The sequence below is a fragment of the Lacticaseibacillus zhaodongensis genome, assembly GCF_009687905.1.
Classification (GTDB): domain Bacteria; phylum Bacillota; class Bacilli; order Lactobacillales; family Lactobacillaceae; genus Lacticaseibacillus; species Lacticaseibacillus zhaodongensis.
The window spans coordinates 1-24,082 of record NZ_BLBG01000007.1 but is presented as its reverse complement, the minus strand read 5'-3'; the positions used below and the strand labels follow the sequence as shown (position 1 = coordinate 24,082).

23 protein-coding genes and 1 tRNA gene are annotated in these 24,082 nt (G+C 54.0%); 17 read left to right on the top strand and 7 right to left on the bottom strand.

The window, feature by feature from the left end; genetic code table 11:
- The first annotated feature begins 355 nt into the window (after positions 1 to 355).
- The 11 genes from GN107_RS06615 to GN107_RS06570 all read left to right on the top strand — a co-directional run bounded on the left by GN107_RS06615 (position 356) and on the right by GN107_RS06570 (position 12,669).
- Positions 356 to 1,243: a metal ABC transporter solute-binding protein, Zn/Mn family gene (locus GN107_RS06615; RefSeq protein WP_230678565.1), complete on the top strand. Its 888-nt coding sequence runs from the start codon at positions 356 to 358 to the stop codon at positions 1,241 to 1,243.
- Between the two features lie 88 nt (positions 1,244 to 1,331).
- Positions 1,332 to 1,982 carry a L,D-transpeptidase gene (locus GN107_RS06610; RefSeq protein WP_230678564.1) on the top strand — a complete coding sequence of 217 codons (651 nt, stop codon included), beginning with the start codon at positions 1,332 to 1,334 and terminating at the stop codon, positions 1,980 to 1,982.
- A 423-nt stretch (positions 1,983 to 2,405) separates the two neighbouring features.
- Positions 2,406 to 4,034, top strand: coding sequence for an ABC-F family ATP-binding cassette domain-containing protein (locus GN107_RS06605; protein ID WP_230678563.1), 1,629 nt, complete (start codon positions 2,406 to 2,408; stop codon positions 4,032 to 4,034).
- A gap of 272 nt (positions 4,035 to 4,306) precedes the next feature.
- Positions 4,307 to 5,179: an Rgg family transcriptional regulator gene (locus GN107_RS06600; protein ID WP_196246272.1), complete on the top strand. Its 873-nt coding sequence runs from the start codon at positions 4,307 to 4,309 to the stop codon at positions 5,177 to 5,179.
- Between the two features lie 2 nt (positions 5,180 to 5,181).
- Complete coding sequence (locus GN107_RS06595) at positions 5,182 to 6,042, top strand: helix-turn-helix domain-containing protein (RefSeq protein WP_155286940.1); 861 nt, start codon at positions 5,182 to 5,184, stop codon at positions 6,040 to 6,042.
- Positions 6,043 to 6,183: 141 nt separating this feature from the next.
- Entirely contained in the window at positions 6,184 to 7,290 is a 1,107-nt protein-coding gene (locus tag GN107_RS06590) for an exonuclease SbcCD subunit D (RefSeq protein ID WP_155286939.1), read from the top strand.
- An 11-nt stretch (positions 7,291 to 7,301) separates the two neighbouring features.
- Positions 7,302 to 10,439 carry an AAA family ATPase gene (locus GN107_RS06585; protein ID WP_155286938.1) on the top strand — a complete coding sequence of 1,046 codons (3,138 nt, stop codon included), beginning with the start codon at positions 7,302 to 7,304 and terminating at the stop codon, positions 10,437 to 10,439.
- Positions 10,440 to 10,553: 114 nt separating this feature from the next.
- The gene (locus GN107_RS11305) at positions 10,554 to 10,703 is read left to right on the top strand and encodes a hypothetical protein (RefSeq protein ID WP_196246271.1); all 150 of its coding nucleotides are present in this window, start codon (positions 10,554 to 10,556) and stop codon (positions 10,701 to 10,703) included.
- Between the two features lie 515 nt (positions 10,704 to 11,218).
- Positions 11,219 to 11,881 (top strand): NAD(P)H-dependent oxidoreductase, encoded by a 663-nt coding sequence (locus tag GN107_RS06580; protein WP_155286937.1) that lies wholly within the window; start codon positions 11,219 to 11,221, stop codon positions 11,879 to 11,881.
- 1 nt (position 11,882) lies between these two features.
- Complete coding sequence (locus GN107_RS06575) at positions 11,883 to 12,062, top strand: hypothetical protein (protein ID WP_155286936.1); 180 nt, start codon at positions 11,883 to 11,885, stop codon at positions 12,060 to 12,062.
- An 82-nt stretch (positions 12,063 to 12,144) separates the two neighbouring features.
- A complete protein-coding gene (locus GN107_RS06570; protein WP_155286935.1) occupies positions 12,145 to 12,669 on the top strand; it encodes an HdeD family acid-resistance protein in 525 nt (174 codons plus the stop codon).
- A 98-nt stretch (positions 12,670 to 12,767) separates the two neighbouring features.
- On the opposite strand, the gene GN107_RS06565 is transcribed toward GN107_RS06570, so the two are convergent.
- The 4 genes from GN107_RS06565 to GN107_RS06550 all read right to left on the bottom strand — a co-directional run bounded on the left by GN107_RS06565 (position 12,768) and on the right by GN107_RS06550 (position 17,314).
- Positions 12,768 to 14,066 carry an ammonium transporter gene (locus GN107_RS06565; protein WP_155286934.1) on the bottom strand — a complete coding sequence of 433 codons (1,299 nt, stop codon included), beginning with the start codon at positions 14,064 to 14,066 and terminating at the stop codon, positions 12,768 to 12,770.
- 295 nt (positions 14,067 to 14,361) lie between these two features.
- On the bottom strand, positions 14,362 to 15,174 hold the full coding sequence (gene thiD / locus GN107_RS06560) for a bifunctional hydroxymethylpyrimidine kinase/phosphomethylpyrimidine kinase (RefSeq protein WP_155286933.1): 813 nt from the start codon (positions 15,172 to 15,174) through the stop codon (positions 14,362 to 14,364).
- A gap of 201 nt (positions 15,175 to 15,375) precedes the next feature.
- Positions 15,376 to 16,431 carry a hypothetical protein gene (locus tag GN107_RS06555; protein WP_155286932.1) on the bottom strand — a complete coding sequence of 352 codons (1,056 nt, stop codon included), beginning with the start codon at positions 16,429 to 16,431 and terminating at the stop codon, positions 15,376 to 15,378.
- Complete coding sequence (locus GN107_RS06550) at positions 16,424 to 17,314, bottom strand: SbcC family exonuclease (RefSeq protein ID WP_155286931.1); 891 nt, start codon at positions 17,312 to 17,314, stop codon at positions 16,424 to 16,426. The genes GN107_RS06555 and GN107_RS06550 overlap by 8 nt, the downstream gene beginning before the upstream one ends.
- 240 nt (positions 17,315 to 17,554) lie before the next feature.
- Here GN107_RS06550 and GN107_RS06545 point away from each other — a divergent pair, with 240 nt between their 5' ends.
- Together GN107_RS06545 and GN107_RS06540 are read left to right on the top strand one after the other, a co-directional pair.
- Positions 17,555 to 18,724 carry an MDR family MFS transporter gene (locus GN107_RS06545; protein ID WP_155286930.1) on the top strand — a complete coding sequence of 390 codons (1,170 nt, stop codon included), beginning with the start codon at positions 17,555 to 17,557 and terminating at the stop codon, positions 18,722 to 18,724.
- Between the two features lie 61 nt (positions 18,725 to 18,785).
- Positions 18,786 to 18,858 (top strand) — tRNA-Ala (locus GN107_RS06540).
- A 66-nt stretch (positions 18,859 to 18,924) separates the two neighbouring features.
- Here GN107_RS06540 and GN107_RS06535 read toward each other — a convergent pair.
- The gene (locus GN107_RS06535; RefSeq protein ID WP_155286929.1) at positions 18,925 to 19,587 is read right to left on the bottom strand and encodes a YetF domain-containing protein; all 663 of its coding nucleotides are present in this window, start codon (positions 19,585 to 19,587) and stop codon (positions 18,925 to 18,927) included.
- A 137-nt stretch (positions 19,588 to 19,724) separates the two neighbouring features.
- A complete protein-coding gene (locus GN107_RS06530; RefSeq protein ID WP_155286928.1) occupies positions 19,725 to 20,030 on the bottom strand; it encodes a hypothetical protein in 306 nt (101 codons plus the stop codon).
- A 795-nt stretch (positions 20,031 to 20,825) separates the two neighbouring features.
- Here GN107_RS06530 and GN107_RS06525 point away from each other — a divergent pair.
- The 3 genes from GN107_RS06525 (at position 20,826) to GN107_RS06515 (ending at position 22,039) form a co-directional block, all read left to right on the top strand.
- A complete protein-coding gene (locus GN107_RS06525; RefSeq protein ID WP_155286927.1) occupies positions 20,826 to 21,206 on the top strand; it encodes an iron-sulfur cluster biosynthesis family protein in 381 nt (126 codons plus the stop codon).
- Positions 21,207 to 21,298: 92 nt separating this feature from the next.
- Positions 21,299 to 21,721: a GNAT family N-acetyltransferase gene (locus GN107_RS06520; protein ID WP_155286926.1), complete on the top strand. Its 423-nt coding sequence runs from the start codon at positions 21,299 to 21,301 to the stop codon at positions 21,719 to 21,721.
- Positions 21,722 to 21,745: 24 nt separating this feature from the next.
- On the top strand, positions 21,746 to 22,039 hold the full coding sequence (locus tag GN107_RS06515) for a hypothetical protein (RefSeq protein ID WP_155286925.1): 294 nt from the start codon (positions 21,746 to 21,748) through the stop codon (positions 22,037 to 22,039).
- Positions 22,040 to 22,080: 41 nt separating this feature from the next.
- Here the strand turns inward: GN107_RS06515 and GN107_RS06510 are convergent, their stop codons facing one another.
- Positions 22,081 to 23,106 carry a zinc-binding alcohol dehydrogenase family protein gene (locus GN107_RS06510; protein ID WP_155286924.1) on the bottom strand — a complete coding sequence of 342 codons (1,026 nt, stop codon included), beginning with the start codon at positions 23,104 to 23,106 and terminating at the stop codon, positions 22,081 to 22,083.
- A 119-nt stretch (positions 23,107 to 23,225) separates the two neighbouring features.
- Between GN107_RS06510 and GN107_RS06505 the strand changes: the two genes are divergently transcribed.
- A complete protein-coding gene (locus GN107_RS06505) occupies positions 23,226 to 23,648 on the top strand; it encodes a hypothetical protein (RefSeq protein WP_155286923.1) in 423 nt (140 codons plus the stop codon).
- The last annotated feature ends 434 nt before the right edge of the window (positions 23,649 to 24,082 follow it).

Genomic DNA, 24,082 nt, shown 5'->3' with positions numbered 1-24,082 from the left:
AAGACGTTGTAAACACGCACAAATCCCGCTAAAACAACGTTTATCAGGTGTTACATTAGTGGCTTCTGCATACCTGTTAGCGATTACCAAAGCCGTCGTTCCTGAAAAGGTCAAGCCCAGCTGTTATATTCAAAAGGAGCTCTACACCCGGATAATGGTACAGAGTTAATTTTTAGCAGCTACAGTTATTTACTTTGAGCAGCCAGTGGTCACGTTGGGCTGCGGGGTGCAGAACAACTATTGCTGTGATTCGCACAGCTTTTTGCAACTGGGGGGACAGGGCGGTGCTTGTTGCCAGCCAGATTCTTCTGTATACTTCATGTTAGTTCTAATTATTAGTAAGCAAGAGGAGACCATGTTGAAACGGATTATGCGATTAATGGCGGCACTGCTGCTAACACTCACCCTTGCTGCGTGCCGGCAACAAAGCAGTAACAGCTCTGCGGATAAAGGATCGACCAAAATCACGGTTGTTACCAGCCTCAAGGTGTACCAAGAAGTGGCAGCCGCCGTTTTGGGTCGGTATGGCCATGCCAGCGCAATCATTGCTAATCCCAATGTGGATCCGCATGATTTTGCGGTCACGACGGACACCGCCAAGCGGGTCGCGGACGCACAAGTCGTTGTCACTAACGGGCTGGGCTACGACGATTGGCTGGATAAGCTGATCGATTCCGCTAACCCCAAGGTGCAGCACGTGGACGTGGCGCGCAACGTTTTGCACCGGGCAGATGGGGCCAATGAGCACGTGTTTTACGATCCGGGGATGATGCCGAAGCTCGCCCGCAAACTGGCGCAGCAGTACGGCAAGCTGCAGCCGCAGCACCGAGCGTATTTTGATGCGCAAGCGGCTGCTTATATCAAGTCACTCCGGCCCCTGCAACAGGCCATCAAGCACCATCAGAATTCGCAGCAGCGCTTAGTCGCGACCTCGGAACCAGTTTTTGATTACGCACTGGCCGCCTGTGGGTACAAAATTACCGCGGAACATTTTGCCAAGGCAATCGAAGACGGGACGGACCCATCTCCGCAAGACGTCGCGCAGTTGCGGGCGCTGATCCGGGAGCACAAGCTGGCCTTCTTCGTCGACAACGTGCAGTCGGACAGCCCGGTTGTGAGCCAAATCGTGCAGTTGGCGGAACGGGAACACGTGAAGGTGGTGCGGGTGCGGGAGACGCAGCCACGAGGCAAGGATTACTTGCAGTGGATGCTCGGCAATTATGCTCAGCTGCCAACAAACTAATATAATTTACAAAAAAATCGCGGGTCCAACGACCGTAAAATGTTAATCTTAACTATAGTAAGACTGATGATTTAGGGGAGGTGTCACGGTGCGACTTAAACGCAAATATCGCAATTTGCTGCTTTTAATTTTGACAGTTCTCATCGTGATCTGGCTCGCCGGTTTGGGAATCCAGCACCACAACACGGCGGTTCAGGCCCGCACGCAAAGCAGCATTCGCACGGCGCAGCAGAAACAGCGCGCGGCGGCTTCTGCAAAGCGGGTTCAGGCCCAAAAGCAGGCTGCCAAAAAGCAGCGGGCCATCAACTGGCGGGCCCCGTCTGAAAAGAAGCCGTACCCGGACGTTGCGAAATACCCCCACATCTGGGTGCGGGTCGACATTGCTAAGCAGCGGGTTTATCTCCGTAGTGGGCACAAGTTGCTCTACACCATGTACTGTTCGACCGGTAGCGATGCCTCACCGACCCCAACTGGTACTTACTACATTCAGGGGGAGCGCGGCGCGCACTTTTATAACCAGTCTTCCGGCGAGGGTGCTAATTATTGGGTCTCCTGGAAGAACCACGGTGAGTATCTGTTCCACAGTGTTCCCGTTAGTAAGTCCGGTCATTACATCGTGAAGGAAGCACGCCATCTGGGGAAGAAGGCTAATTCTCATGGCTGTGTGCGTTTGTCGGTCAGTGATGCCAAGTGGATGTTCAGAAACATTCCGTATGGAACTAAGGTCGTTGTGCGGTGAGCTAATTGAACGAGTATTTGGGACGTGTCCGCAGCAAGTAGTAGTTTTGAATTAACTTCTGGCTATCGCTGTCGGCCGACTCCTGACCAATCTTAATTACGGTGAGGAGTCGGCCTGTAGACGTGCTCCCCAATGCAGCTCCTTCCGCTTAGCTAAATCGGCACCTACTCCCAAAGAACGGGAATAGGTGCCGATTTTTCTAATGCTCAGGAGCTATGCGCATTGGGGACCACTTGCCTGTGCGAATATGAATAAGTTTACAGAAACATGCCGGCGGGAGTATCGCTCAGCCGCTAAATTTGCTAGAATAGGAAGAATCTATTTAATCGGGAGCTTGCGAGCCTAGTGGTCTAAACCACTGTTACGCAGGGAATCTCTCATCAAGAAAACGCAAACGAAGCCAAATAAGGAGACCTGCATAAATTGCTTAATGTTAACAACGTCAGTATGACCTTTACCGACCGGACACTGTACAGCGACGTCAACCTCAACTTCACTGAGGGCAACTGTTACGGAATTATCGGCGCGAACGGGGCAGGTAAGTCCACCTTCCTGCGCATCTTGGAGGGCAAGTTGCAGCCAAGTAGCGGGACAGTGACCCTCGGGCCCAACGAACGCATGAGTAGCCTGAATCAAGACCACTTTGCTTTTGATGACCAGACTGTTCTGAACACCGTGATCCAGGGTTACAAGCGCCTTTACGAAGTGATGCAGGAAAAAGACGCCATCTACGCCAAAGCTGACTTTACTGAGGCGGACGGAATGAAGGCCGCTGAACTTGAAGGTGAGTTTGCCGAGATGGACGGCTGGAACGCCGAAAGTGACGCCGACCAGCTTTTGCAGCAGCTTGGCATTCCCGAAGAAATGCACGGCACGCTCATGGCCGAACTGACTGAAGGCGACAAGGTCAAGGTTTTGCTCGCCCAGGCACTGTTTGGGCAGCCTGACGTACTGCTCTTGGACGAACCAACTAACGGGCTGGACACCAAGACGATTTCCTGGCTGGAAAACTTCCTGGCCGACTACCAGAAGACTGTTCTCGTTGTTTCCCATGACCGGCACTTCTTGAACGCGGTCTGCACGGAGATGTGTGACGTTGATTTTGGCAAAATCGAGCTCTACGTCGGGAACTACGACTTCTGGCGTAAGTCCTCTGAACTGGCTCAGCAGCTGAAGTCCAACGCAAACGCCAAGAAGGAAGAACAGAAGAAACAACTGCAGGAATTCATCGCGCGGTTCTCTGCTAACGCCAGCAAGTCCAAGCAGGCAACGTCCCGGAAGAAGCAGCTGGAAAAAATTACGCTTGACGACATCAAGCCGAGTTCCCGGAAATACCCTTACATCAAGTTCAACCAGCAACGCGAAATCGGGAACGACTTGCTGCGGGTCAAGGACCTAGCGTTGACCGTTGACGGCGTGCCCGCCATCAGTAACGCCAGCTTCATTTTGAACCCCGGCGAAAAGACGGCTATCATCAGCCGGTCTGACGTCACGGCAACGCAGCTGTTGCAGCTGCTTGCGGAAGAAGTTAAGCCCGATTCCGGCAGTATCGCCTGGGGGGTCACCACTCGCCGCGGCTACATGCCTAAGGACCTGAACAGCGTGTTCGGTGATAACAACAGTAGCATTTTGGATTGGCTGCGGCAGTATGCACCCAAGGATCAGCAGGACAATACTTTCCTGCGCGGCTTCCTCGGGCGCATGCTCTTCTCCGGTGACGATGTGCTCAAGCAGCTCAGCGTTCTGTCTGGGGGCGAAAAGGTGCGGAGCATTATCTCCAAGCTGATGTTGGAGGAACCAAACGTCCTGATTCTGGACGACCCAACTAACCACTTGGACCTGGAATCAATCACCAGCCTGAACGACGCGCTGGTTGATTTCCCTGGCTCCGTCATCTTCACCAGTCATGACCACGAGTTTATCCAGACGATCGCCGACCACATTATTGAGGTCGGACCAAAGGGTGTTGTTGACCGTGCCGGCACGACCTACGACGAATTCTTGGCCCACCCGGTTGCGCGGGAACAGGTCAAACAGATTTATGGGGACTAAGCAAGAGTAGACCGGAACGTGGTCAGTTCTTGAATGTGGGTAAAATAAGGGCTATTCCTGAACTTTGGGAATAGCCCTTATTTTTGTCTAGACGCAGTGGCGCGCTGGTAGGATGGAAACCTTTTTTCGGGACGGAACTATGGTGACGATAAATAACAATCGTTGTAAATAATCGTAAATAGAAACTTTTCTTCAAAATATTTAACTCATGTGCATGAATGACTTGTATAATCAGTACATAGAATTATGTTGACGTGCGGGAGGCGTGGACCTTGCTAGGAAGTAATTTTCGTAAAATCAGGCTTGAACGGGGGTTAACGCTGCAAGAAGCCGCCGCCAAAGCGGTGTCTGTGGCGAGCCTTTCTAAATTTGAGAATGAAGAAACTAGCCTGGGTGTTCGCAAACTGACAGCCAGTCTGCACAATATGAACACGAGTTTCTTGGAGTACGCAAGTTTATGCGATGATAGTACTGGTAATCCGGACAGTTATCTCTTCCGGGTCGTTGCGGCTTACCGCAAGCCAGATCTTGCTACCCTCAAGTTGCTCGTTGATGAGCAGGCGGAGCGCTACAAAATGGCCGGCTCTGAGATCGACTTCAATGATTTGATTTCGGCAGCGGGCTTGTACTGCGATCTCAGCGGCAAGAATCTTGTCGGTCCCGCCGAGTTGAAGCACCTTGAGAATAAACTCAGTCACGTGCAGGCGTGGGGTGAAACGGAAGTCATCGTGTTTGGCAATGGTATGACCCTGCTTAACGATGAAACGGTGACCAAGTTGGGCCTGGACCTGCTGGCACATGTTGATGATATTCACGCGTGGAACGATGCCTTGTATCAGGACGCGTGGTCTGCATTGATGAACGTTGTGGACCTGCTGCTGGCGCGGCATAGTGACCAGGTGGACAGACTGTTCAAGGCAATCGGGGACTGCGATTTACCTGAAGCAATCATGATCGATCACTTTCGCCTGCGCTTCTTGAAGGACTGTTATGCGGCTCAAAAGCAGCCGACAGCGGCAACCGTAGCGCTGGTGCAAAGGGATATCGACTTTTTGGCCAAGGTTGGTTCCAAGCGCGTGCACGATCAGTATGTGCGTAGTGCTATTCGGCTGTTAGGCGCTGATTATCCGCATGAGGAGGCGTAGCGATGGAGATGGGAGCAGAGTTTAAACACCTGCGTGAACTCAAGGGCTATTCAGCCGGTGCCGTTAGCAGTGGCATCGTCACCTTGAACAGGCTCAACGCTTTTGAAAGTGACGAGGGTGATATCCCCCTCGACAAGCTGCGGGCATTGCTACTGCAAATGGGGGTTTCACTACGCGAGTTTGCCCACTTCTGCGAACGGATGGAAATCAATAAGGGCACACTGCGGAAAGAACTAAATAAAGCTTACGCAGCTAAGGACGTCAACCGCCTGCAAGCACTATTTACCATGTTGGCGCCGGAGAACCAGGAGCCGCAGCGGCTTCAATTCTACGGCCGCATGACCGCGGCGGGTGCTTATTATGAGTTGACCGGAACTAAGCTCGCCAGCGCGGAAGAGTTACAGCGATTAGTAGATATGCTGCTGGAAACAGTCACCTGGAATGAGTCCGAGGTCAGTGTTTTGCACGCCACGTTGATCTTAATGACTGATAATCAGGTGTTTATGTTGTGTCGGGAGGTGCTGGGCAGCGTTGCGGGGATCCGGCCGTGGAATTTTGCACTTTACGTTAGTGCGTGGAGTGCGGTCATGCAGGGTTATCGCGTATTGATTCAGCGGCGGTCTAACTTTGTGGCCACCTTGGCTCGGCAAATCGACCGGACAGAGCCGATGGCGGAGGCGATGCTGCAAAACCGGTTTAAGTACATCTTCTTGAATGCGATTCGCGCGGCACAGACTACCGATAGTATGCAAACGCGGGCGCGAGTGCGGACGGTCTACGGGTGGCTGGTGCCGATTGGTCCCGAAGAACTTTTAGCTGAAGCCCGCAAAACGAGTATTGACGTCCTGGGTTTGGACTTGTAGTAAAATTGATCATCTTAGTCGCTGCGCTTTTTTTGCGGAGCGGCTTTTGTTTAGCCAGAATAGTTTCACAAACATATGTTCGCGTTGCGGGTGTTGCGGTACAATGAGGACAAGAATAAACGGAAAGTGCGGGGAAGAAAAATGCGGATATTACACACGGCTGATTGGCACATTGGCAGGGGGCTGGCAGGCTTTGACCTGCTGGATGTGCAGCGACATTCTTTTGAAGCGTTACGGCGCATCGCACGTGAACAAGCGGTTGACTGCATGATCATTGCCGGTGATGTTTATGATCGCAGCCTGGCTAGTGAGGGCGTGGTGAATACGGTCAACGGGATGTTGCGGACGCTGAACCTGGACGACAAACTGCCCCTAATGGTGATTTCTGGTAATCATGATTCGCCCGCGCGGCTGGCGACGGGGCGCGAGTGGTTTGCCGCGACCAAAATGCACCTCAACACGCAACTCGCCGAGGCGTTCACACCCGTTGAAATGGACGACTGTCAGTTCTTCTTGTTGCCCTACTTTGAACCGCGGGAGGCGCAGGAATACTTTGCCGACTCTGAATTGACCAATATTGGGTCGGCAACGGCCGCGGTGGTCAAGCGGATGGTTGAACTGTTTAAGCCCGGCATGCGGCACATTCTTATCGGCCACTTTTTTGCGGCGGGTAGCACGCACAGTGGTTCGGAGACCTTAGTTAACGTAGGCGGTCTGGACGCCGTGCCGACGGATGTGCTGGCGCCATTTGATTACGTGGCGCTGGGCCACCTGCACAACCGGCACGCGCTGAACGCGGAGAAGATCCAGTACGCCGGGTCCCTGCTGAAGTACGATGTGAGTGAGGTCGATCAACAGAAGGGCTGCTACATTATTGATACGGACACCATGGAGCGCACCTTCGTGGCGATTCCGCAGCAGCCAGATTTTGTGCACGTGACGGCTTCTTTTGCGGATATCATCGCCGGCACGGTCCCGGGGGGCATTGATTCGGATAACTACGTCCAGTTCACCCTGACCGACACGGAAGTGATTCCCGACCTGATGAACCGCCTGCGCCGCGTGTACCCAAAGTGTTGCGGCGTTGATCGACAGACCCAGGTGCAGCTCGACACGCCGGTGCACTCTTTTGACAAGAGCTTGGACCCCATGAGCCTGCTTAGTCAGTTCTATCAGGACGCACTCGGCAAGGAAATGGCCCCCGCGGAGCAGCAGTGGGCCCAGCGGACGCTGAATGAAGCCAAATAGGAGAATGCAAAATGCGCTTTGAAAAATTGCAGATGCAAAATTTTGGACCCTACGAAAATGAAACGGTTGACTTCACCGCCTTCGCTGACCGCCCTTTGTTTTTGATTACGGGGGATACCGGTGCGGGTAAAAGCACGATTTTTGACGCGCTGTTGTTTGCGCTTTATGGTTCGGATTCCAAATCTAGTAATGGCAATCAAGGGCGCGTGGCGCTCGGGCTGCGCTCAGATTTTGCCGCTTCAAAAGATGAGACTGTGGTCAGTTTGCAGTTTAGTCACCAGGGCCAGCAGTATTCGGTGCGGCGGGCAATTCGGGTCCGGAAGACTGGCGAGCTCGTCCCGCGGGATCCGGAACTAACGGTAACGGCCGCCGATGGAACCCAGCACGTGGTGACAAAGAATCGCGAGGTCAACGCGGCACTATTGGACCTGCTGCAACTGGATAAGGCCCAGTTCCGCCAGATTATTTTGCTACCGCAGGGGGACTTCCGGCGCTTTTTGGACGCAAGCAGTAAGGAACGCGAAGAGCTGCTGCGGAACATTTTCGGCACGGATCTGTACCAACGCTGGCAGAATAATATTGAGGAACACCGCCGACAGCTCAAACGGCGGCTTGAGTCCACCAGCAACAAACTGGAGGGGGTCATTGGCACGTACGCGCTGGATGCGGGCCAGGAGCTTGCTGACGGTGAACTGAGCGCGCAGCTAGACCAACTGCGCGGATTCCTGCAGGCAGACAAGGCCAAGCTGGCGGCGCAGGCTGCAGCACTTACTAAGGCGCAGGCGGCGGCGACGGCAGCCGTTGCCGCTCAGACTCAGGGGCAGCAGTTAGCGGCTAATTTTGCACGGCTGGATACATTGCGGCAGCAGCAGGCAGAACTCAAGCAGGCTGCAGACCAGCAAGCGGCCCGAACGCAGCAAATTGCCGAGCTGGAGTGGGTCAGCAAGCATGCTGAACTCAGCACGCGGCTGGCGCGGGCGCGCGCAAACAGTGCGGCCGCACAGACACAATTGGCGCAATTGCAGGACCAGCTGCAACAAGCAACGGCGGGCAACGCGCAGCTGCGGACCCAACTTGCTGAATTACAGGTCCAGCAGGCGGACATGGATGCTGCCGCAGCGCGCATTAAGCAGATCGACCAAACCCTGGAGCAGTTGGAACAGTTGGCCCAGCTCGAGCGAGTTGCCCAGACAGCGCAGGCGGAACTGACCGCGCGGCAACAGGCTTTGGGCCAAATCAAGGCCACTTTGGCCAAGTTGACAGCGGAGCAGACCCAGACGCAGACGGCTTTAAGCACCAATCAGGCTGAGGCTTTAGCGACGGCAACCGCGGCCCAGCAGCTGGTGCTCAGTCAGCAGCAGACTTTGCTAAAGACGTACAAGAATGCGGACCGCGCCGTTACCGCAGCAGTAGCTAAGGAGCAGGTTGCCCAGAAGCAGGCAAGCACAACGGCAACTGCGGCCCAGACTGCGACTCGGGATTACAAGCTGCTGCAAATGCAGTATTACAGTGCCCAAGCGGCTGTTCTGGCGGCGGACCTGCAGGTGGATCAGCCCTGCCCCGTTTGCGGGAGCCGGGACCACCCGCATCCTGCTAGTGCGGCTGCCCAAGCGGTTGACCAGAGCACCCTCGATGCGGCGGCGCAGGCGGCGGATGTGGCGACTAAACAGGGCGAACGGGCCGCAGTTCTTGCCGACAGCGCTAATAAGGAGTTAAGCACCGCCAAGCAGCAACTGGAAGCGGCTGCGAATGATTTATTATCCGCATACAAAGACACGACCGTATTCGGTGCCATCCCTGCGGTAGTTGACCTTAACACCGCGGTGAGCGGAATTGCGGCTAATGCCAAGCAGTTGCAGCAAAATACCGCGGCCCTGCAGTTGGCCCAAACGCAGCGCCAGAATCTGCAGCAGCGGACGGCTGAACTGAGTGCCCAGATCGCGCAAACGCGGATGGAACTCGATTCTGCCCAGGCTGTGTTGACCACGGCCCAAGCCAAGCAAGCGGCGGCGGCGCAGGCAGTGACGAGCCTGCGGGCGGCGCGCAGTGCGGCTGAACTAGACGAGAAGCAGTTACGGCAAACGCGGGCTGATTTGTTGCAAACGACGACGACTTATCAGCAGCAATTGCGCAAAATCAGCGCGGACCAGCAAGCCGCCCAGGATCAAGAACAGCAACTCCACGGGCAGGTGCAAGTTCAAGCGACTGCGACTAAGCAGGCCCAGCAAGAAGTTGCGCAGCTAACTGCAAGTTTCAACGGCCTGCTGCAGGAGCATTTTGGCAGCGCGGATGAGCAGCGGTTCGCCACAGAACTGGCACGGTTGCCGGAGCTACCGGACTTGCAGCAGCAGCAACAGGATTATTTGGATCGCGTTGGAAGTATCAAGAAACAGCTGGCCGATGCCCAGACACTAACGACTGGGCGGACCCGGCCGGATGTACCGGCGCTCACGGCTGCGGCAGATGCGGCCCGCCAGCAAAGCGATGCCCTGACGGAGCAGTATGGGGGCATGCGCACGCGGACCGAGCGGAATGCGGCGGTCGTGCAACAGGTGGCAACCGAATTGCAGGGCTGGGCGCAAGATGAGCGGGACTACCGCGCGCTGGCGACCCTGCTCGGGGCCTTCAACGGCAACAACGAGCGCAACTTGGGGCTGGAACGCTACGTTCTCGGTTCGTATTTTGCCCGGGTCCTGGAAATTGCGTCCGACCGCTTCCACACCCTGACTAGGGGCCGCTACCGGTTCCTGCTGAACACCGGCGGGGATGTCAAAATCAGCAGTCGGACGGGGCTTGAAATTGACGTGTACGATGACCAAGTTGGGGGTGTGCGGTCCGTGCACACACTCTCTGGTGGTGAGAGTTTCATCGCGGCGCTGTGTTTAGCACTGGCCTTGGGCGAAGTCATTCAGGAAGAAAGCGGCGGCATTAGTATTGACGCCCTGTTCATTGACGAAGGCTTCGGGTCACTGGACCGCAAGAGCCTCGATTTAGCCATGGCAGCGTTGGAGTCAATTGAGGGTAATAACCGGATGATCGGGGTCATCAGTCACGTGACCGAGATGAAGCACAGTATCCCCGATCAACTGCAAGTGATTCCCGACGGCACCGGTCGCAGTCACCTCCAAGTGCGGCACGGCGCGGAATGAAAACGGTTGTTAAGAATAATTAACTTTTAGCAGTCATCCCAATTAAGTGCTATAATGAACCCCGTAGCGAGGTGGAATGCCCCACGACTTCAAGCAAAAAGAGGCGAGAAGACTATGGCAGGAAAACTCAGTAAGGAACAGCGTAAGGCTCTCATTCAGAAGGCTGAAGAGGATCGCGCTAAGCACCCAGTTAAGAATGACGGCAAATCCGGTTTCGCCGCAATTGACGAAGAAGCCGAAAAGCTGGACGGTCAGAGTAAGTAATTTTGACTACTGAAGACTGTACAGGCATTGCAGCGCGCAATGCCTGTTTTTTTGTACACAGAGCGGAGTCACCCGGGTTGCTCCTGAGCATCAAGGTGACTTAGGTTTTGATGGGTGGTCTTCCCATCAAGGCCTAAGTCATTTTGAGCGGAGCCATTTCTGCTTGTGCAGCTTGCTGCCCTTAGCAGAATGGACAACGGAGTAGGAGCAGGGTGACGGAGCTCGACTAGGATACAGAGCGGAGGCCCGCGGTCAGAAGCTGAGGACTAACGGACTCTGGGCAAAATGCCTGGGCTTTAGGCATTTGGCCCAGAGTGTGTTAGCCGCAAGCTTCTGCGGGCCGCAGCTCGACTCGGTACCCACTGCTACCCTGCGTGCACTTACCCCCAATTCCTTCCCCACAGTGCACTTGTGGACAACTTTTGCTGCAAAACCGGCAAATTTGCGCAAAAGTTATCCCCATGTGCATATAATTAGGGTAAAACCGTGGTTGAAAACATTAAGGAGCTGAACTTATGCACACATTGATTGCCGTTGCGCACCCGCACATTGCGCGCAGCAACACACAGAGCTTTTTAAAAGAGACCGCCGCGCTGGAACCAACTGCGACTTGGCACGAGTTAGATGGCGCTACGCTTAATTTAGCAGCGGAGCGGAAACAGCTCCTCGCCAGCGACCGCATCGTTTTGCAGTTTCCCCTGTACTGGTACAGCGCCCCGGCCGCATTGTGGAATTGGCTGGATCAGGTCTGGGTCAAGAATGTTGTCTACGGTCCGGATGACGGCCTGCTGCAGGGTAAGTCGCTCGGGCTGGTGGTTAGCTACAGTGAACCCCCACGCGACTATGACTTGGGCGGTAAGGTCGGCCTGAGTATGCAGGAAATTTTGCGGCCCTTTGCCGCCATTGCCAAGCGCTGCGGCCTGCAGTTACTTTCGCCGCTGCTGATTCCGCAATTTGACCGGATGACGGAGCAGGAGCGGGCGCAACTGTTAGTGGCATACCGCCAGTACTTAACCTTGGCTGATCCCAGCAGTCAGCGCGAGCAGGCCGCGTGGTTTGAGCAGCAGCTTCGGCAAAATGACGCCGAACTATTGGCCGACACGCTAGCGGACCAGCAGGACAAGTTACTTGATTTACGTGCCACGGTCAGCCAGTTACGGGCGGGGGAGGAAGAATAATATGGACGAAAGTAGTGCGTGGCTAGTTGCGGAGGCCAAGAAGCGGGCCACCGCGGCCGATGACTATGCTCAGCAGGCTTTTTACACCGCCTTAGCCGCATTTTGCCAGGAACAAGGTCGGCAGATCGAGCTGGCGGAAGGCGAAATCGACGGCCGCAGTTGGAATCATGAACAGTGGTGAAAATGGCACCTTAGACCGATGCTGGTGGGGCTTGAGCATGTTAAATTAAGTACATGAGTAAGCGAAAAGGTGGTGCAAGATAATGAAATCATTTTATGCAGAATTCCAGCGCAGCGCGTGGTTGCGGGCAATTCTTATGTTCATCCTGGGGGTGTGGATGGCAATTAACCCCCGCATGGTGTTTGGCCTCAGCGTGAACATCATCGCGGCGGTTCTGCTGATCAGTGGGATCATGAACCTGATTACGGGAGCCAAAGTCCGACGCGCCGGTGGTAGTAATTTTGGTACGGGTAGCGGGATCGCGCTCATTGTCGCGGCACTGCTAGTTGAGGTTTTATCGGGCGCGGTACTCAGCATGATTCCGTTCCTGTTCGGCCTGGGCCTGATCATCTACGCCATCTCCGAAATCAGTGGTGCACGGTCGAGTCAGTACGTTAATGTCTCTGGTACTGGGACCGTGATTTACGGTGTCCTCATCCTCGTCGCCGGGCTGGTCATCATGTTCAACCCGTTTGGGACCGTGATGACAATGCTCCGGATCTTGGGGGTCATCCTCGTGGTCATGGCCGTGATGGAATGCGTCAATTACTTCCGTTACCGGCAGTAATCACAACGATTTAGTGCAAAATTAAGCGTCCCCGCGGGCGGCAGGCCACATTCAGGCTTGCTAGTCGCGGGGACGCTTTTTAATATTATCGACTTAGCCTACTTTGGCTTCTGCTTCTGCGGTGCAAATCCGCCGAGCTGGCCGATGAATTCATCCGGGTACCGCAGGACGTCACTAGTCGCGGGGCGCTCACCCTCACTTTCGCCATGTTCGGCTAGATCTAGGCCCAGTGCTTCTTCAGCGGCGCTGACGCGCATCGGGGTGATTTTGCGCAGAACGAGTACGATGACTGTGGCCATGATTGCTACCAATGCGATCGTGATGCCAGTTCCGAGAAGTTGGACCAATAGCAGGTGCCAGCCGCCACCGTAGAAGAGCCCGTTTGCGGATAAGCTGGGCGCTACGGATTTGCTGGCGAAGGCGCCGGTGAGCACGCTGCCGATGATGCCGGACACCCCGTGGCAACCAAACGCATCCAGAGTATCGTCAATGTGCAGGCGGGGCTTGAGGTAGTTCACGAAGCCGAAACTGGCGAGGGTCGAGCACACCCCGATTGCAAAACTCCCAAACGCGGTTACGTAACCGGCAGCGGGGGTGATGCCGACCAGCCCGCAGAGTGCGCCGGTGCAGACGCCAATTAGGGTCGGTTTACCACCCCGATGAATATCAAGCAACATCCAGGTGCACATGGCGCTGGCAGCGGCGATGGAGGTCGTCAGCGCGGCGGTCACGGCCGCCATGTTTGCGGCTAATGCCGAACCGGCGTTGAAGCCGTACCAACCGATCCACAGAATCGCGGTGCCCAGCAGGATCCACGCGCGGCTGTAGGGTTCATCTTGGCCCTGCCGCCGTCTGCCCAGAAATAGCGAGAGCACCAGCGCCGTGATGCCGGCATTGATGTGGATGACGGTGCCCCCGGCAAAATCAAGAACGCCCATCCCCGCCATCAATCCGTGCGGACTCCAGACGAGGTGGACCAGCGGGTAATAAATCAGGAAGCTCCACAAGATGATGAACCAGGTCAAAAAGCCCCAGCGGATCCGGCCAACGACCGCCCCGATGAACAGTGCGGGGGTGATAATCGCGAACATCATCTGGAACAACGCGAAGACGCCGTTAGGTAAGCCATCTGGTCGCAAGCGCGTGAGGTGGGCACCATTCAGAAATAGGCCGTGCAGGCGGCCGATGATGCCGAATTGGTCCGGCCCGAAGGATAGTTCGTAGCCACACGCCGCCCACAGCAAGATGGCAACGCCGGTAATGTAGAAGACGGAAAACATCGTGTTGATGACATTCCGTTTGGACACCATCCCACCGTAGAAAAACGCGAGGCCGGGAGTCATGAACCATACGAGGACGCTGGCTATGAGAACAAATGCGGTATTGGCGGTATTCACTATGATCAACCCCTCATCAAGAATGGCGTCAGTATACCATCGAAAATGGGTCGCAGCGGGGTTTGCGGGGCAAAATCACTGTGCTCCGTAAATTAGCAAAAGCGCTTAAACGTTGTCGCTATGCGGGATTGGTCTAGCTGAAATTTTGCCAATATCTTGTCATCTAAGCTGACATTTTTCCTTGACGACTTTTTGCGGCAAGCGCGGAGGCCGGGGCTGCGCAGTGCAATTAGACGGCAAAAAAAAGCCTGCCGGAATGGTGCCAGCAGGCTTAGTACTTATCAAGTGTAATTGCTTAAGGGCGAATTGGTTCGTTGGCCCAGTGGTTAATAGGGCCGAACTTGTGGCCGACCGCGATGGGTTCGCTAATGGCGTTGCTGACGAAGGCGCGGCCAATGCGGATGGCACTTTCGACATCGTTACCTTTGGCGAGCTCAGCGGCGATGACAGCACTGAGGGTGTCGCCAGTACCGTTGCGGCGGTCGGTGCTGTAGAACTTGGCTGGCAGCCAGAAGCTCTTGCCATTTTCGAGCAGGACATAATCGTCAACGGTGGCGGCGTTAGGGTCGCGGCGGCCCTTGATAATAATGTTCTTGCAGCCCAGGTCCTGGAGCTCCTTGGCTGCGTCAACGATGGACTGCTTGTCGGGCAGCTTGCGGCCAACGATGTGTTCGGCCTCGTAGAAGTTCGGGGTCATCACGGTCGCCAAATGAATCAGCCGGGCCTTGAGAGTCTCATAGGCGGCCTCTTCCAGCAGCATGTCGCCGAATTTGGTCATGATGACGGGATCCAAAACGAGCTGGCCAAAATCGTATTGTTCGAGTTTGTCAGCAACGGTGTTGATCAAATCCGCGTCGGCAAGCATACCGGTCTTGGTTGCCTTGATATCTAGATCATCGTGCAGAACGTCAAATTCTTTTGCGATGAAGGGCAGTGGCAGGGTGACACTGTCGTGAATACCGTAAGAGTTACCGGCAACAGCTGCCGTGAGTGCGACCGTGCCGTACACACCACGCATGAAGAAACTGTGCAGGTCGGCCTGGATGCCGGCGGAGCCATCGCAATCGGAACCGCCGATAACCATCGCTTGGGGAAATTCATTAGCCATTTTTATCAACCTCAAATCTATCATTAATTAATTAGGAACATTATAGCGCGAATGTCAGCTGATTGTTAGACTGAATTGTCCGGCTGCTGCTGAACACTTGTTACGTGACAGCAGGCTAAAGTTAACAAGCATTTGCCGATGGGGCGGGCCCAACTCAAAAAGGAGTCGGGCTGAGCGTAGCCGGACTCCTTAAGCTTAGTTTTAGTTGAACGCTGGTTTCTTGGGCAGCACTGCCTTGAGCCACTGACCCAGGAATGGGTACTGTTTGTTCAGCTCAATGATCTGCGTTTCCGGATTACCATAGGCGAGGGTGACCGTGTTGGCAGTTGCGTCAACGCGCACGGTCAGGTCCCGGTGATTCGGCAGGCTCAATGAGTATTCACCCGGCTTAGCAGTTTCGCGCATCAGGATGGCGTTGCTTGAGGCGATGACGAAGAGCTCGTCCATTGCGGGGACGTTATCGACGGAACGCACGGAAACGGCAAGGGTCAGGGTCTGGTCGACCAGCTCCTCGGGGATGCTGGTGCTTTCCCAGACGAATTCATCGCCTTCCATCCGGTCACTGCCCAAGTCCATCCAGTCGTGGTTATTTTCGTCCAGAACGTGGTAAGCAGCAACGGTACCGGAAATGTTAAGGCGCAGGACTAAGCTGCCCGGAGCGGTAACCTTCTGGCTCGTGGTGATGGGCTTGCTGGTGTCGAACTTGGTTTGGAAGGTCAGACCATCGACCGGCTGCAGGACCGTCTCGTTGATGTCGTGGAAGCCGTAACCGGCCGCATACATCTGCTTAACGAGGACAATCAGCGCGTCAATCTCCTTGTCCGTGAATTCTAGCTTGCCATCCTTGGCGGTAATCTGCTCCAAAGTTGGCAGGTTTGAGGAGACCAGGTGGCCGTCCGTGCTGAGCGGGTCAACCAAGGTGAAGAGTTCCTGGTTGCTATCAGCCGCGGCGAGGAAGAACACGAGCGTGGTGTGGCTAGCATTTGGCGCCACGGATTGAATCCAGAGCCGGTCCATGAAATCAGTGTCGGCGAGGCCCTTGACCGTGTTCAGCGCCTGGTACAATTTGTCGCCAAGCAGTTCGGTGTATGCAAGCAGCTCATTGACAGTCGCAAAATCATTGGCCGCCCACAAGGGGTTATCGGCACGGGCCTTAGCATCAGTTTCCGCCTTGATGGTGATGCGGCGCCGGGCTTCGGCAGGGTCAAGCGGACTCGTGACGATGCTGAGAATCTCCTTATCGTTGTAATTAAGCATGACGTTTTGCCTCCTCCTGCTTCCGCAGTGTCTTCATGTAATCTTTGCTTAGGTTGGCCAAAACGTTGATGAACTGGTCGATGGAACTGTACTGGCTCATGACCGCTTGGTACTCGTAACGGGTAACTGCGGCTGCGACCTCGAGCTGGCGCTTCTCACCGTCGAACTTTTGGTCGGCGGCTTCCTTAGCGTCGGCGAATTGGCGCCGCAAACGGTTGATGTCAACACCGTGGCGGTTGCGCCGGCTTGGGAGCGGCGTTGCTGCGGGTTGGCTGCTGTCGTCGTCATCATCGTCTGGGTCGATGAAGTTCTTCAGTAAGCCGCGGAGGCCGCTACCGGAGCCGGTGCTACCATTGCTGGCAGTGCGCGTTTCTGGCTGCTGGTCATCGTCGTCCACACTTTCGTAGTCGTCGATTTGGGCATGCAAATCAGTTGCTTCTTGATAAACCGATTTGCGCAGCCGGTCGACCTGGTCATCCAAGTAGTGGTCCGGATCCTGAGCGAAAGCCTGCAACTGGGGGAGAATCTCTTGTTGCTGTTCATTCTGGTGCACAATTTCCCGGCTGAAGACATCAAGGGTACCGAACTCACGGCGGTGGTACCAGTCACCGAAGAAGACGTGGCCGTCATCACTGACCTCGAAGAACGGGACGTATTCACGCAGCCACTTGACCAGGTTGCCGCGCAGGAAGTGGTGGAGCTCCTCCTGGGCGGACTTGTCATAAGCGAGTATGTAACCTGGTACTTCGTGGATGTCGAGCCGCAGCGTGGAGGCTGTGCCATCGATGCCCTTGTACAGGCGGTAGTCGGAATGATTCTGCCACGCGTTGACAAAATCATCGAAAAATTTCTGCTGGTAAGCAAGACTAGTTTCTACTGACATGTTTATACCTCATATCGTTTTTTGTCTGATTAACTATATTCTACCCTAAGAATAACACCGATAGAATGATAGATGATTCCGTTTTCGTGGATTTTGCGAAAAAAGGCACAATTGGGGCGCGCTTGCAGACGCTGACATGAGCATTTTGCCCATTGAGTGCTCACGCCAATCTCAGAGAGACTGCGAAATGCGGCCGTTTCTGTATACTAATAATGGAGAACGAATGCAGGAGGGATAAAATTGCGCGCAACGACACCACAGCTGAAGTTGAAGTGGCTATTTCTCGGCTACCTCATCACAAACACGGGTTCCAGCTTCATCTGGCCCCTGACTACCATTTACATGCACACCTACCTGGGCGAAAGCCTGACGATGGCCGGGATCGTGCTGTTCTTTAACTCGATGTCGATGGTGGTGGGGAGCAGTGTTGGCGGCCGCCTGTTTGATACCTGGCGGGAGGACGCGACCATCTTAATGGGAATTGCCATTACGGGAATTGCAACGGGACTACTGATCTTCTTGCACTCGTGGCCCGCTTATCCCATTTTGCTGGTTATCTCCGGTTTTGGAAGCGGGGTGATCGTCACCGCGGTCAATGGCTTTGCGACCCGCGTGCATTCGCGCCGCTCTAGTTACATTTTTAACGTGATGTACTTCATCAGCAACCTGGGGCTGGTATTTGGCACGCTGGGCGTGGGCTTTTTGCTGCCACTTGGAATCACTTATATCTTCAGCGTTGCCTTTGTGATGTACGCGCTGTTCTTTGTGATTGCCTTCTTTGAATACCGCGGCAAAAATCAGCCGCATCGCGCGCGGGCCAAACAGGAAAAGCAACGGATTAAGCTCGCTCCTGCTGTCATCACGGTGCTCTTAACGCTGGTCATCGTGTGGGTCTTCTACGAGCAGTGGCAGAGCAATATTTCCGCCTACATGCTGAGTAAGGGACTCAAGGTCCGGGACTACAGTTTCCTGTGGACGGTCAACGCTGTGCTCATCGTTGCGTTCCAGCCCGTCCTGACCTTCTTCGATGACTGGCTCAGCGAGCATTTGCGGGGGCGCCTCTACACGGGCTTCACGCTGCTGGCGGGGAGCTTTCTGATTCTGTTAGTTGCCAAGCAGTACTACCTGTTTATTTTGTCCATGGCCATTTTGACGCTGGGCGAGATTATTGCCTTGCCAGCCGTGTCTACCTTTGTTGACGGCTACGCACCGGGTAGCCAAAAGGGCCGCTATCAAGGCTTCGTGCAGTCCTGCGCCTCAGCAGGGCGGGCAATCGGGCCGCTGATTGGGGCGCTCATCATTGAAGCTACCACGTACCGGGTACTGTTTGTTGCCGCAACCGTAGTTATCATGCTGAGTACGGGTATTTTTGCAATGAGCAAGTTTGCAGCTGGTAAATCGCGGGCGTAACTGGGTTTGACTGCTTGCCGGGTAGTGGGCTAAGTGCTACTATTATTTGGTACTGATTCATGGGTCTGTAGCTCAGTTGGGAGAGCGCCTGCTCCGCAAGTAGGAGGTCGACAGTTCGAATCTGTTCAGATCCAGCTTAGCAGTAAATATTAAAAGTCGTCTTACCGCATGGTAGGACGACTTTTTTTGCGCAATTGTAATTAAGCTTGGTGCTGCTGCCCGTCAAATGCGGTCAGCCATAGCCGCTCGCCGTCCCATTCAGCACAGAAAATCTGGCTGAGTTGGGGCTTGCCGGCTGCGGCTAAACGTTCAGTCAGCCACGCAGCATCGCGGTCCGCGCGTTCTAGAGCTTCGTGTTTGATTCGGCCGCGGTCAACGAGGATGACACTAAATTCAGTGCCGCTAGATAGGTTAACGCTCAGCTCACCATTACGTTCGAAAATAGCGTCATCCACCGCGTGGGGGCCAGGGACGCCTTGGCTACGCAGCATTGTCTGCAGACTGGTGGGACTGAGACCAGCCCGCTTGAACGCGCGTGGTTGCATTTTGCCGTCAACAATCAGTTCGATTGGACTACCGTCAAGCAGTACGCGCACCTTTGGGTAACGCCGGCGCAAAAAGCGGATCGCCACCAGTAAGAGGATCCAGATGGTCATGAACATCCCTAAATCAATTGGCCGCACGTTTTGATTCAAGAGCGTCGTCCCCGCGATGGCCCCAACAACAAGGTTACTGATGCTGTCGAAGACCGTCACGGGCGCCAGGCGCCGGCTGCCCGACAGTCTGGTGTAGATGATCAGTAGGGTGATTACCGTCAACATTTTCCACACGATCCCGAGGTAGTAATTCCAGTTCAAAGCCATTTTTACCACTCCCTTACCTAAGCGATTAGCGTCTATCTAACTTAACTATACCGGGTTGAGGAGGGTAAAAGAAGCGTAATGCGCAAGCTGATTTTGCGGACAAAAAAAGGCTCAGAGCGGGCTCTGAACCGTGGAGCTTACATTAAGTGCTGGGCCAGCAGTAACAAAAGGACTCCGGCAATGATGAAAATAATGCCAATAATGACGTCGATCACGACCACATTGTGGCTCAGCTCCTTGAAGGGAATCGGTTCCCTGGCGCTGGAGAGAAGCTCGGTGTGTTGGAAGAAACACACGGCGGCGCCGGCGAGGATGAGGACCGCACCGAGGATGGCACAGCCAACGGTGAGGATGTTGAAATTGTCCATGAACGCCCCGGCCAGCAGAATGATGATGCTCAGGCCCAAGCCAATTTCGAAGGGTGCGCGCATATTTCTGTTCATAAAAATCTCCCCTTAATCAGTGCAGTATGTACCGCAATTGCGGTGGTTACAAAAAACACGCCGCAAGCGACGTGTTCCTGGTGTTCACGTGTCTATATTACCACAAAGCGGTGGTAATAACTCTGTTTAAGAACGTCAAAATAACGAAATAGGCCTCCGCAAACGCGGGGGCCTATTAGTGCGGGTCTGGGGAACCCGACTGGTTAACTCTTGAGGAGGAGAAAAATGAAGAAGAAGTTGTTGTTGTTAGCGAGGTGAGTCTCTGGGAAGGCTCATCTCTATAGTTAACAGCTTATCGGCAGCGTATGAAGAAAGTGTGACCGAAAGTTTAGGAATTTCTTGCGCTTAGGTAAAGCTTTTGTGGTGTCGGGTTTTTGAGTCAAAACTGGTTTTTAGCGGCCGGTGCCGAACTGAGCTCAGCTTCTAAGCGCCCCGCTGCGCATCTTACCAACAAAAAATGGATCACCGGGGGTTGACCAGTGATCCATCGAGTAAGGGTTTGCCAGTGGAGCAATGCTCTACCGGCTATTTTACTTTGGAGGAGTAAAATGAAAAAAAGTTGGGTTGGGTATCGAAATAAGGGCTTGTTCTTATCTCGATACCTGTATAGTAAATCCCGAGTGTGAAGAAATTGTGACTTCTGAGTAGTCCCTTTGTGAACTTACGAAAAGTTATCTACTAACTATTCGTAAGTGTTGTTTTAGCCTGGGTGAAGGGGTACAGTAAAGGTGAATTAACCGTTGGCAGACGGCGTCAATGCCGTCGTGTTAGTAACTTGCGAAAGAGGAGATAGACATGCAATTAACTTTTGATGAAGCGTCAATCAACAAGATCAAACCTCACTTGGGGGATGGCAAGCGGCTGTTACTGACTTTTGAAGATGGCGTGGGCCCATACTCCCAGCACGCAATGTTGCACATGATGGTGCAATTCACCATTAATGTTGTGGCGGCGGACGCTGATGTGCACGATTATGACTACACGATCGACAGTAACCTTGGTCCCGTCGGCCTCAAGGGTTACTCGCAGGAGGATCTGGATGAGCACCTGAACATCCGCTTTAACCCGCGGGAGAACGCCCTTGTGTTGTCAGGTGACATTGGGGTAATCGATACTAACGTCGGCTTTATTGACTTTACCCAGGCAGACGGGCTTAAAAACAACCCGGCACAATAATTTTATGTAAAATGCCTCATTTACGGTGGAAAATCTGGCTATCTGTTGTAGAATGAACTCCTGAGTAAATAACTGGAGGCAGCAACTTAAAGATGATTCGCTACAATTTTGAAAATGGTCTGACCATTCATGAAATCAAGGCTCTGTACGGGGCGGTCGGCTTCGACGAATACCTGAAAAATGTCGCCGAGACCGCCGAAGGACTTGCCAACTCGACCATCATGACCGCACGGGATGATGACCGCTTGGTTGGCCTGATCCGCGGGGTTTCTGACATGCACACCATTTTGTTCATTGATGACTTACTCGTGCTTCCTGAGTATAGTGAAGATGGGGTTGAGGAAGAACTCCTCAAGCAGTTTACCGACTACTTCAAGCAAATTGACCGCATCGTTGCCCTTGGGCGGACGGATAATGTCACTAAGTTGCTCAAAAAGGCAGGGTTTGCGGCCAATGACGCCAAGGGGAGTAGCTGCCTAGTGCGGCCACGGCACCTGCTTGAAATTAAATATTAAAACTTCGCTATTCAGGGGGTAGGCATGACTAAAGAAGAGACGGTCCACCGCAATCAAAAGATCAGCGGGGCCAACGCATTCATGGACCAAGGCTACATTACGGAGCGGGATATTCCAGCGATGATGGATCGTGAATTCGCTCAAAAGTTCGTGCTGGATGTGCAAGACGAGTTGCAACTACGCAGCCTGGACGTGCAAGTGGTCCTCCAAACTTTCAATTACTACATGGGCAGCGGGTGCATTATCTACAACCCAACAGTCCTGGATGAAGACGCGGCACGTGAAGCTTTACGGCTTGCCTTAGGATATCGCAAGTAAAAAAGTTTCGACCAGCAATGGCCGAAACTTTTTTTGTGGCGTTAATCTTCAAATCCACCGGTAATGACGACCTTGCCGCTGCCGTGGCCGCTTTCGACAAGCGCGGTGCCGGCACGAACACTATCTGCGTTGATTGGGCTGAGTTCTTTACTCGTGATGCTGTGGAGCTTGCCAGCCGCAAATAGTGCGAAGACTTGAGCCAGAATCTGACCCTGACGTTCCGGTGCAACATCATTATCGCTGCGGGCGAACATGTACTCGAAGTCCAGACTGGCCGCCTTGTTTTTAAGGATGGCAACGTCCAGTGGCTGCTGCGGCAAGACAATCGTCCCAATGTGGCCAAACGGCGCAATCAGTTTGCCTGCCAGCGCCATGTAGGGTTCTGGCGCGTACAAAATGGCAATTCCATCCAGTGGTGTCATCTCCTGCGCTGCCAGCTGCTGCTCAATATCCGCATGGTAATCGACGGACTGCGCACCGGTAACGTCCGTGATCCATTGCTGGTGCTGCGGGCCCGCGGTCGCACTAACGGTCAGTCCGGCCCATTTGGCAAGCTGGCCCAAGATGGAACCGACCCCGCCAGCACCGTTGATAATCAGTAACTTTTTACCCTGGTTGGCACCGGCACGCGGGGTGAAGCCCATTTTGTCAAAAAGCAGTTCCCACGCCGTGATGGTAACCAGGGGTAGGGCGGCCAAGTCGCGGTCACTGATACTAGCTGGCGCTTGAGCTGCGAGGCGGTAGTCTACGCACTGGTAACGCTGCTCGCTGCCTGGCCGTTGACTACTTCCGGAATAAGCCACGCGGTCACCGGGGGTAAACCCAGTGACCTCGCTGCCGCACGCTGTGACGGTACCGACTGCATCGTAACCACTGACGTGCACGGTGGTCCCTGAGGTCACCCCCTGGCGGAATTTACTGTCGACAGGATTCAGGCTGACCGCCTGCACTTGGACCAGCAAGTCCTTGGGCCCGGGGGTAGGCATTGGTAGACTGAGATCTTGAAAACTGTCCGGGTCGCTGACGGGCAGGTATTTGTAGAAAGCAACTCCACTGTTAGTTGTCATACTGATTCCTTCTTCCTTTAACAAAAATTTTAGCACTGAAATGGTCTGTTTACAGCCAGCATTCGTGCACGGTCGCCGTAATTTTGGTAAACTTAGGCATAATCAATGGAGGCAAGGAAATGAAGCGTGAGAATGCTAGTGGTAGTAATAAAGGAATCAAGGTGGCTGCGTTTATCGTTGCGGTGGTGTTCATCGCGCTGGGCGCATACCTGACTAAACCCAAGGGTGTCATTGACTACATGAGCACAATTGGCTTTGGTATCTTGCTGACACTCGGCCTCATCGTCTTGACCGTCATGGATGGCCGCGCTCGTTCGCGGGGCGTGCGCTTCTTCGCGGATTGGCTCACCGGGACAATTCTACTGGCCTTCGTGCACTTGTACATGATTGGTCTCGAGCCACAGTGGCTGTTCCTTGGAGCGGGTTCCGGCATTATTGCAGTGATTTCCCTGATCGTTGCCCTGCGCACGAAGTTTGTGTACCCAGAGCAAGAGTATGACGCGACCGCTGAAACGATGGTTCGGCGGCGCCGGCGTAATTAATTTAGAAAATGGTATTCGGCCCTGCGCACAAGTTGCGTGGGGCTTTTTCGTGCGCATAAAGGTAGTCGGTAAGCGTGTTTGGCTTGACGAATCGGTTGGACTCACAACGACTAACCATTGAAAAACTCAAAATTTGGATAGGACATATTTTAAAATATGCGCACGATCAGCTCAAAACGTTGATATGACGGGCTTTGTAGAAATAGCTAAAATATGAACAGCAGCCGCACGTAAAAATACGAGAAATTTCAAGATTGTGAAAATTAACGCAACCCATATTTTTAGTAATCGCTAGAACCCTTGTCCTGATTGACTTTGCGCGACATATTGCGCGTTTGTAAAAATATGTCCTGACCATGATATGGTCCCTTTTGGAGAGACAACTAAATATCTACATTCTCTGAATGGAGGTTATTTAGATGCCTAGGTCCAAA

Coding starts and splice junctions, on each gene's coding strand:
- GN107_RS06510 (WP_155286924.1), bottom strand. CDS start 23,106: ATGACAACTAACAGTGGAGTTGCTTTCTACAAATACCTGCCCGTCAGC.
- GN107_RS06530 (WP_155286928.1), bottom strand. CDS start 20,030: ATGAACAGAAATATGCGCGCACCCTTCGAAATTGGCTTGGGCCTGAGC.
- GN107_RS06575 (WP_155286936.1), top strand. CDS start 11,883: ATGGACGAAAGTAGTGCGTGGCTAGTTGCGGAGGCCAAGAAGCGGGCC.
- GN107_RS06505 (WP_155286923.1), top strand. CDS start 23,226: ATGAAGCGTGAGAATGCTAGTGGTAGTAATAAAGGAATCAAGGTGGCT.
- GN107_RS06520 (WP_155286926.1), top strand. CDS start 21,299: ATGATTCGCTACAATTTTGAAAATGGTCTGACCATTCATGAAATCAAG.
- GN107_RS06570 (WP_155286935.1), top strand. CDS start 12,145: ATGAAATCATTTTATGCAGAATTCCAGCGCAGCGCGTGGTTGCGGGCA.
- GN107_RS06550 (WP_155286931.1), bottom strand. CDS start 17,314: ATGTCAGTAGAAACTAGTCTTGCTTACCAGCAGAAATTTTTCGATGAT.
- GN107_RS11305 (WP_196246271.1), top strand. CDS start 10,554: ATGGCAGGAAAACTCAGTAAGGAACAGCGTAAGGCTCTCATTCAGAAG.
- GN107_RS06585 (WP_155286938.1), top strand. CDS start 7,302: ATGCGCTTTGAAAAATTGCAGATGCAAAATTTTGGACCCTACGAAAAT.
- thiD (WP_155286933.1), bottom strand. CDS start 15,174: ATGGCTAATGAATTTCCCCAAGCGATGGTTATCGGCGGTTCCGATTGC.
- GN107_RS06515 (WP_155286925.1), top strand. CDS start 21,746: ATGACTAAAGAAGAGACGGTCCACCGCAATCAAAAGATCAGCGGGGCC.
- GN107_RS06535 (WP_155286929.1), bottom strand. CDS start 19,587: ATGGCTTTGAACTGGAATTACTACCTCGGGATCGTGTGGAAAATGTTG.
- GN107_RS06590 (WP_155286939.1), top strand. CDS start 6,184: ATGCGGATATTACACACGGCTGATTGGCACATTGGCAGGGGGCTGGCA.
- GN107_RS06595 (WP_155286940.1), top strand. CDS start 5,182: ATGGAGATGGGAGCAGAGTTTAAACACCTGCGTGAACTCAAGGGCTAT.
- GN107_RS06615 (WP_230678565.1), top strand. CDS start 356: ATGTTGAAACGGATTATGCGATTAATGGCGGCACTGCTGCTAACACTC.
- GN107_RS06555 (WP_155286932.1), bottom strand. CDS start 16,431: ATGCTTAATTACAACGATAAGGAGATTCTCAGCATCGTCACGAGTCCG.
- GN107_RS06525 (WP_155286927.1), top strand. CDS start 20,826: ATGCAATTAACTTTTGATGAAGCGTCAATCAACAAGATCAAACCTCAC.
- GN107_RS06580 (WP_155286937.1), top strand. CDS start 11,219: ATGCACACATTGATTGCCGTTGCGCACCCGCACATTGCGCGCAGCAAC.